We start from the raw sequence: 6641 nt of genomic DNA, 5'->3' as shown, positions 1-6641 counted from the left end.
CATTTTCATAACGTTTTGTGCCTTGAGCAAAGCGAAAGGAATGGAAATAAATATGAAAAATTTTATGGATAAAGATTTTCTTCTTGAAACTGAAACGGCGAAGCGTTTATATCACGAATATGCTGAAAATATGCCTATTATAGACTATCACTGCCATTTAAGTCCTAGAGAGATTTACGAGGATATGGCCTATGACAATATCACGGAGGTCTGGCTAGAAAGCGACCATTACAAATGGAGACAGATGAGGTCGAACGGGGTGGAGGAAAGATGTATCACGGGAGACGCTTCAGCTAAAGAAAAATTCAAAAAGTGGGCTGAAACCCTTGAGATGGCGATAGGAAACCCTCTTTACCACTGGAGCCATTTGGAATTAAAGAAATATTTCGGCTATGAGGGCTATCTTTCGGGAGAAACCGCGGACGAGGTATGGGAGCTTTGTAACGGGAAGCTTAGAAATGGCGGATTTTCGGCAAGAAAGCTAATAGAAAGCTCGAATGTGAAGGTAATCTGTACAACGGACGATCCTGCCGATTCTCTGGAATGGCATAAGAAAATAAAAGATGATAATTTTTCTGTAAGCGTGCTTCCGGCATGGCGTCCGGACAAGGCCTTGCATATAGAAAAGGACGGTTTTTCGGAGTATCTGTCCACTCTTTCCGGAGTGAGTGGAGTAGAAATAGAGGATTTCGACTCGCTCGTGAAGGCCCTTAAAGTAAGAATAGATTTCTTTGCGGAAAATGGCTGCAAGGTATCCGACCACGGCCTTGAGTATGTAATGTACGAAGACTATACATCTGATGAGGTAAATGAGATTGTAAAAAAGAAGCTTGACGGAAAAGCTCTTTCAGAAACAGAAAGAAGGAAGTTTAAAACAGCCTTTATGGTTGCTATGGGAAAGGAATACGCGAAGAGAGGCTGGGTAATGCAGCTTCATTACGGAGTAACAAGGGATATAAATAAAAGGATATTTAATTCGCTCGGTGCAGACGCCGGAATAGACGCTATCAACAACTACAGCTCGTCGGTGGAAATGGGTAAATATTTGAATGTTCTTGAGGAGGACGGATTGCTTCCTAAAACAATTATTTATCCTCTTAATCCTGCGGATTTCGATACCATAGGCACGATAATCGGCTGTTTCCAGGATGGCAGCACCGCAGGCAAGATTCAGCATGGAAGCGCCTGGTGGTTTAACGACAATAAGTCTGGAATGATAAACCAGATGACCTCTCTTGCAAACTTAGGGCTGCTCGGAAATTTTATAGGAATGCTTACAGACTCGAGGAGTTTCCTTTCATACACAAGACATGAGTATTTCAGAAGGATAATGTGTAACCTGATAGGAAGTCTTGTCGAAGAAGGCGAATATCCGGCAGCCGAAAAGAGCTTAAAAAAGATTGTTGAGGGCATTTCTTATTATAACGCCAAGAGATATTTTGGGTTTTAAAGTGATTTTCTGTACTCCGATGGAGTCAGCCCGTATTGTTTTTTAAACACTTTAATAAAATAATTATTATCGGGATATCCGACATAAGCGGAAATTTCCTGAATATGTAAAGCGGTTTCCTTAAGCAGGGAGGCCGCTTTTTCGCATCTTTTTTTCGCTATATATTGTACAAAAGTAAAGCCGGTTTCCTTTTTGAATCTCTTTGAAAGATATGACTCGGATACATTATTCTCTTTAGCAAATGAAGAAAGAAGTATTTCCTCACTTATATGCAGCTCTGCCTGCTCCACTATTTCCGCTATAATTGGGGAATATTTTCCGGATTTTGTGATATGTTCATGTACAGCCTTTGTCAGTTCCAATATCATATCACGTATATAAGAAAACTGTTCTGAGGAGCTTCGTCCGGAAGCAGCCAATTGGGCGTGGCGCTCGGTGATTTCATCTATGACTATGACTGAGAGTCCGGACTTTTCCGCAGCTTTCCTGACCAGAGTTCTTAAAATTGCTCTAGAAGCCTGGGGGTTACCCTTGTACAGAGAGTCAATACCGCTGTCTACACCGCTTTTTCGCATTTCTAAAAAGGCATTGCCTACCTGTTCTACATTTCCGGAGGAAATCATATTAAGGAAATGATTTTCATAGTCATAACGACGTAAAACCTCCTTATAGTCAGCTGGCTCAGAATGAATTTTTATTATAGGCTTATTTTCGTCAAACAATCCGTGCAGTTTTCTGAAAGAGTAAAGGGGCGAGGACGGTAAAAAGGAACGGATACAGGCTTCAATTTCTTTTTGTGCATGAAAGGAGGAAAGCAGGGGAAGCGAGGTATAGTACAGCTTTAATGAAATGGCATGGGAGGCTAAAAGGCCACGCTCAGCGAGAATAGTCTGCATTTTAATATCATTGTAATCATTTTTTACATAAGGACCCACAAGAAAGGAGTATCCGCAGAATCTGAAAAAAAGCAGGCTGATATCAATCCTGTCAGTAATCTCATAAATGGTGTTCTCTTGTAAGGAATTAAGAAGAAATTCAAGAGCCTGTGCTGTAAATATAGGCTGAAGAGCTTCATTAAAGCAAAATTTACTTTCAAACTCGATTAAAACTTTTTTATCTTCTGTTACAGATAGTACGTTTGCACCAAGAAGATTAGAAACAAGCAGAGCAAAAAGGTTTAAATCCATAAGTATTCTTCCTTCACTTGAAATATGAACAATGCCAAAGCACAATCATTAATATTTTATAGAAAATATTTTCAAATAACGGTATATATTTTCTATCTAATACTATACTACAAAAATTATAATAAATAAAGAGGGTAAAAATAGAAAAAATATACTATAATTAACTTGATTTTTCTAACATGTTTGTATAAAAAAAGCTATAATTACTTCATAAATCCCAGCTGGGATAAATGATTTGAGATAATCGGGGTTTTGGAAAACGGAGGTAAATATGGCTAAGAAACCTACTATGAGCGAAATTGACGGCGTAGCTTACCGTCGGGCGAAATTATGGCAGATTATTTTGTTTGCAGCGAATGGGCTGTGCGGCTCAACTGTATTCATACTGATTAATCAGGCGAGTTATGCTGCTAGCATAGGCTTTGGAGTCGGAACGGCTTTAATCGGAGTTATTCTAACTGCGACACGAATACTGGATGCAGTTACAGATCCACTGTTCGCCTTTGTTTATGACAGGGTGAATACTAAATTTGGAAAGCTAAGAATCCTTATAATGTTAGGATTTCTGATAGAAGCGGTTGCACTTTATCTTATGTTCGATTTGTTTGTGGGTAAGGGTTTTGGAACGCCGGTATTTGTAGCACTGTATATTATGTATGTTATCGGATATACTGTTATAAATATGACAATACAGACCATTCCACCAATGCTTACTAATGATCCGAAGCAGCGCCCTTCAATTGGAGTCTGGATGACAGCGGTTAATTATGTCGTACCTATGACTCTCGGCATTGTCTTAAATGTAGTAATCCTTCGTATTGCGGGAGGAGCCTTCAACGAAGCCTATCTCAGTATGGCGGTAAAACTGGTGCTGGGCCTAGGTTTTATAGGAAATATTCTTTGCTGTATAGGAATAAGTGGTATAGACAAACCGGAGAATTTTAAAGGAACAAAAAACACGGAATCTCTTAAGCTAAAGGATATGATAGACGTGCTTAAGCATAATAAGCCTCTGCAAAGCTATATAGCTGCGGCGGCATCAGATAAGATAGCCCAGGTTACGGCAGGTCAGAGCATAATAAGCACTTTGCTTTACGGAATAATGATAGGTAATATGGGGATGAGTGCTATTCTTGGTATGGTTTCCATGGTTCCAGCTATAATCTTTGCAGCTCTGGGAGCAAAATACGCAGGAAAACATGGAAGTCGCAAGGCGATTGTGGACTGGACGGTTGGGTGTATGGCAGTAGCAGCAGTGCTTACGGTGTTTTTCCTGGTTGTTAATCCTGCGAGCATAGCAAAGCCGGGAATCACAATGTGGGCTTATGTAATCCTTAATTTCGCGTTAAATGGCTGTAAGATGTGCGTTTCTACAGCAAATGCCTCTTTTATGGCGGATACCATAGACTATGAGCTTGACAGAAGCGGACGTTATGTGCCTGCCGTTGTTTCGGGAGTGTATAGCCTGCTCGACAAGATTATATCCTCCTTCGGAGCGGTTATAGCAACAGCTGCGGTAGCGGCGATAGGATACACTCATACAGTTCCCCAGCCGGGCGATCCTTTAACACCGGGAGTTGTGGAGATAGCGTTAAGTGTGATATACGGACTTCCTATAGCAGGCTGGATAGTTACCTTAATAGCGATGAAAAACTGCGGTCTTACAAAGGCTGAGATGGTAAATGTGCAGAAGCGTATAGCCGAAAAGAAGGAGAGCATGAGGCATGAGTTTATTGAAGCGGAGCTTCACAAAGCTGATTAAAGAGGTATGAATATGAGAAGAATATACAATATAAATGATAATTGGACATTTTTTAAGGAAGGGGCACCGGAAACGGTGCACCTTCCTCATACATGGAATGCCGTGGACGGGCAGACGGGACCTGCACCTTATTACAGGGGAGAGTGTCTTTATAAAAAAGAATTCGGCAGACCGGAAACCGATAAGGGAGAACAGGTTTATATCGAGTTCAGAGGAGTAAATTCCTCCGCGAGGGTGCTTGTAAACGGAAAGGAAGCAGGAAAGCATGACGGCGGCTACTCTACCTTTCGCATAAATATAACCGATAAGCTTGAAGCTTACAATATAATGGAGGTCTATGCGGATAATACTCCGAATGACCGTGTATATCCGCAGAGAGCGGATTTTACGTTTTACGGCGGAATTTACCGCGATGTATATATGATAATTACGGACGGCGTTCATTTTGACATGGAGGATCACGGCGGTAGCGGATTCTACATTACTCCTCATTTATGCGGAAAAGATGCTTTCGTTACCTTTGAAGCTCATATTACAGGGGCTGCAGATAGGGTGACGGTGTTGGTAGAGGGAGTGGGAGAAACGGAGTTGTCTTTAGCCGAGATAAACGGAACGAACCGTGCGGGACAGGGTTCAATTAAAATAACCGACGTTCACAGGTGGGACGGAGTAAAGGATCCCTATCTTTATACTGCCACGGCGACCGTTTATAAAAATGGCAAAGAGGTAGACAGGATAAGTGACAGGTTCGGCTGCAGGGAGTACAGTTTCGATCCCGAAAAAGGATTTTTCTTAAACGGAATGAGTTACCCTCTTCACGGAGTCAGCCGTCATCAAGACAGAGCGGGGGTGGGAAATGCTCTTACAAAGGAGATGCACGAAGATGATATGGAGATAATTCTTTCCATGGGAGCGAATTCCATACGTCTTGCACATTATCAGCACGACCAGTATTTTTATGATTTATGCGACGAAAAGGGCATGATTGTGTGGGCGGAAATTCCTTATATTACGGTTCATATGGAAAATGGACGCGAAAATAGCATAGAACAGATGAAGGAGCTTATTCTTCAGAATTATAATCATGCCTCGATAATATGCTGGGCGATTTCAAATGAGATTACATTGCAGGGAGTAACAGATGATTTGATGGAGAATCACAGGATTCTTAACGAGCTTATTCATAAAATGGATCCGGGCAGGGTTTCGGCGATGGCGAATCTATTTCTTTTGGAAACTGACAGCCCTCTGGTTACGCTTCCCGATATAAGGGGGTATAACCTTTATTACGGATGGTATGTAGGGGAGGTTACGGATAATGACACATGGTTTGACGATTTTCACGCTAAATATCCAGATACGGTCATAGGACTTACCGAGTACGGGGCGGATTCAGTTATTACCTTACAATCGCCTAAGCCTGAGAAGGGCGATTATACAGAGAGCTATCAGGCGGTTTACCATGAACACATGCTTGAAATGTTCTCGGAAAGGCCTTATCTTTGGGGAACCTATTGCTGGAATATGTTTGAATTCGCTGCGGCGGGAAGAGATGAGGCGGGAGATCCGGGCAAGAACCATAAAGGACTTGTCACCTTCGACCGCAAGCAGAAGAAGGACGCTTTCTACATTTATAAGGCGTGGTGGACTGAGGAGCCGTTTATTCATCTTTGTGGCAGAAGATATCATGACAGGCTTGAACCCGTAACGGAAATTAAGGTATATTCCAATCAGAAAGAGGTCACTCTATATGTGGACGGTAAAGAAGCGGGAAGGTTAAAGGGTGAGCACGTATTTAGGTTTGAGGTGCCTATAAGCGGGGTTCACAGAATAAAGGCGAGTGTCTCCGGGACGGATATAACGGAAGAGATGGAGATAGCCAAGGTTTCGGAGCCTAATCCTATATATTTCGCGTCAAAGGATAAGGTTAAGAACTGGTTTGACGAGCATTCCGAGGAAGAAGCGGATAACGGTTATCTTTCGATTAACAGCACTATGGGAGAGATTCAAGCGGTTTCTGAGGGGGCTGCCATTATCGAGAGAATAATGGAGAGTATGAAAAGGAGTACGGCAGGAGGAATGGGTGCTGACGTTAAAATTTCTCCGGCAATGCAGGCAATGGTGGCAAGACAGCCGCTTAAGAAGCTGTTGCAGCAGGGAGGTATGGATATAGGAAGCGAAGATGTCACAAGGCTTAATGAGGCGCTTTCGAGGATAAAAAAGAACTGATTTATAACTAAGA

General features: G+C 42.1%; 4 protein-coding genes. 3 read left to right on the top strand and 1 reads right to left on the bottom strand.

The features are described 5' to 3' along the window. The first annotated feature begins 52 nt into the window (after positions 1–52). On the top strand, positions 53–1450 hold the full coding sequence (gene uxaC, locus ACO6HM_RS05985; protein ID WP_485390223.1) for a glucuronate isomerase: 1398 nt from the start codon (positions 53–55) through the stop codon (positions 1448–1450). Here the strand turns inward: uxaC and ACO6HM_RS05980 are convergent. Further along, positions 1447–2637 carry a helix-turn-helix domain-containing protein gene (locus ACO6HM_RS05980; RefSeq protein WP_485390222.1) on the bottom strand — a complete coding sequence of 397 codons (1191 nt, stop codon included), beginning with the start codon at positions 2635–2637 and terminating at the stop codon, positions 1447–1449. The genes uxaC and ACO6HM_RS05980 overlap by 4 nt on opposite strands. Positions 2638–2908: 271 nt before the next feature. Between ACO6HM_RS05980 and ACO6HM_RS05975 the strand changes: the two genes are divergently transcribed. Then, positions 2909–4399, top strand: a complete 1491-nt coding sequence (locus ACO6HM_RS05975) for an MFS transporter (RefSeq protein WP_485390221.1) — start codon at positions 2909–2911, stop codon at positions 4397–4399. Positions 4400–4411: 12 nt separating this feature from the next. Next, entirely contained in the window at positions 4412–6628 is a 2217-nt protein-coding gene (locus tag ACO6HM_RS05970) for a glycoside hydrolase family 2 protein (protein ID WP_485390220.1), read from the top strand. The last annotated feature ends 13 nt before the right edge of the window (positions 6629–6641 follow it).

The organism is Catonella sp. (assembly GCF_057250765.1).
The sequence above is the reverse complement of the archived record's forward strand: the minus strand, read 5'-3'. Positions and strand labels throughout refer to the sequence as shown.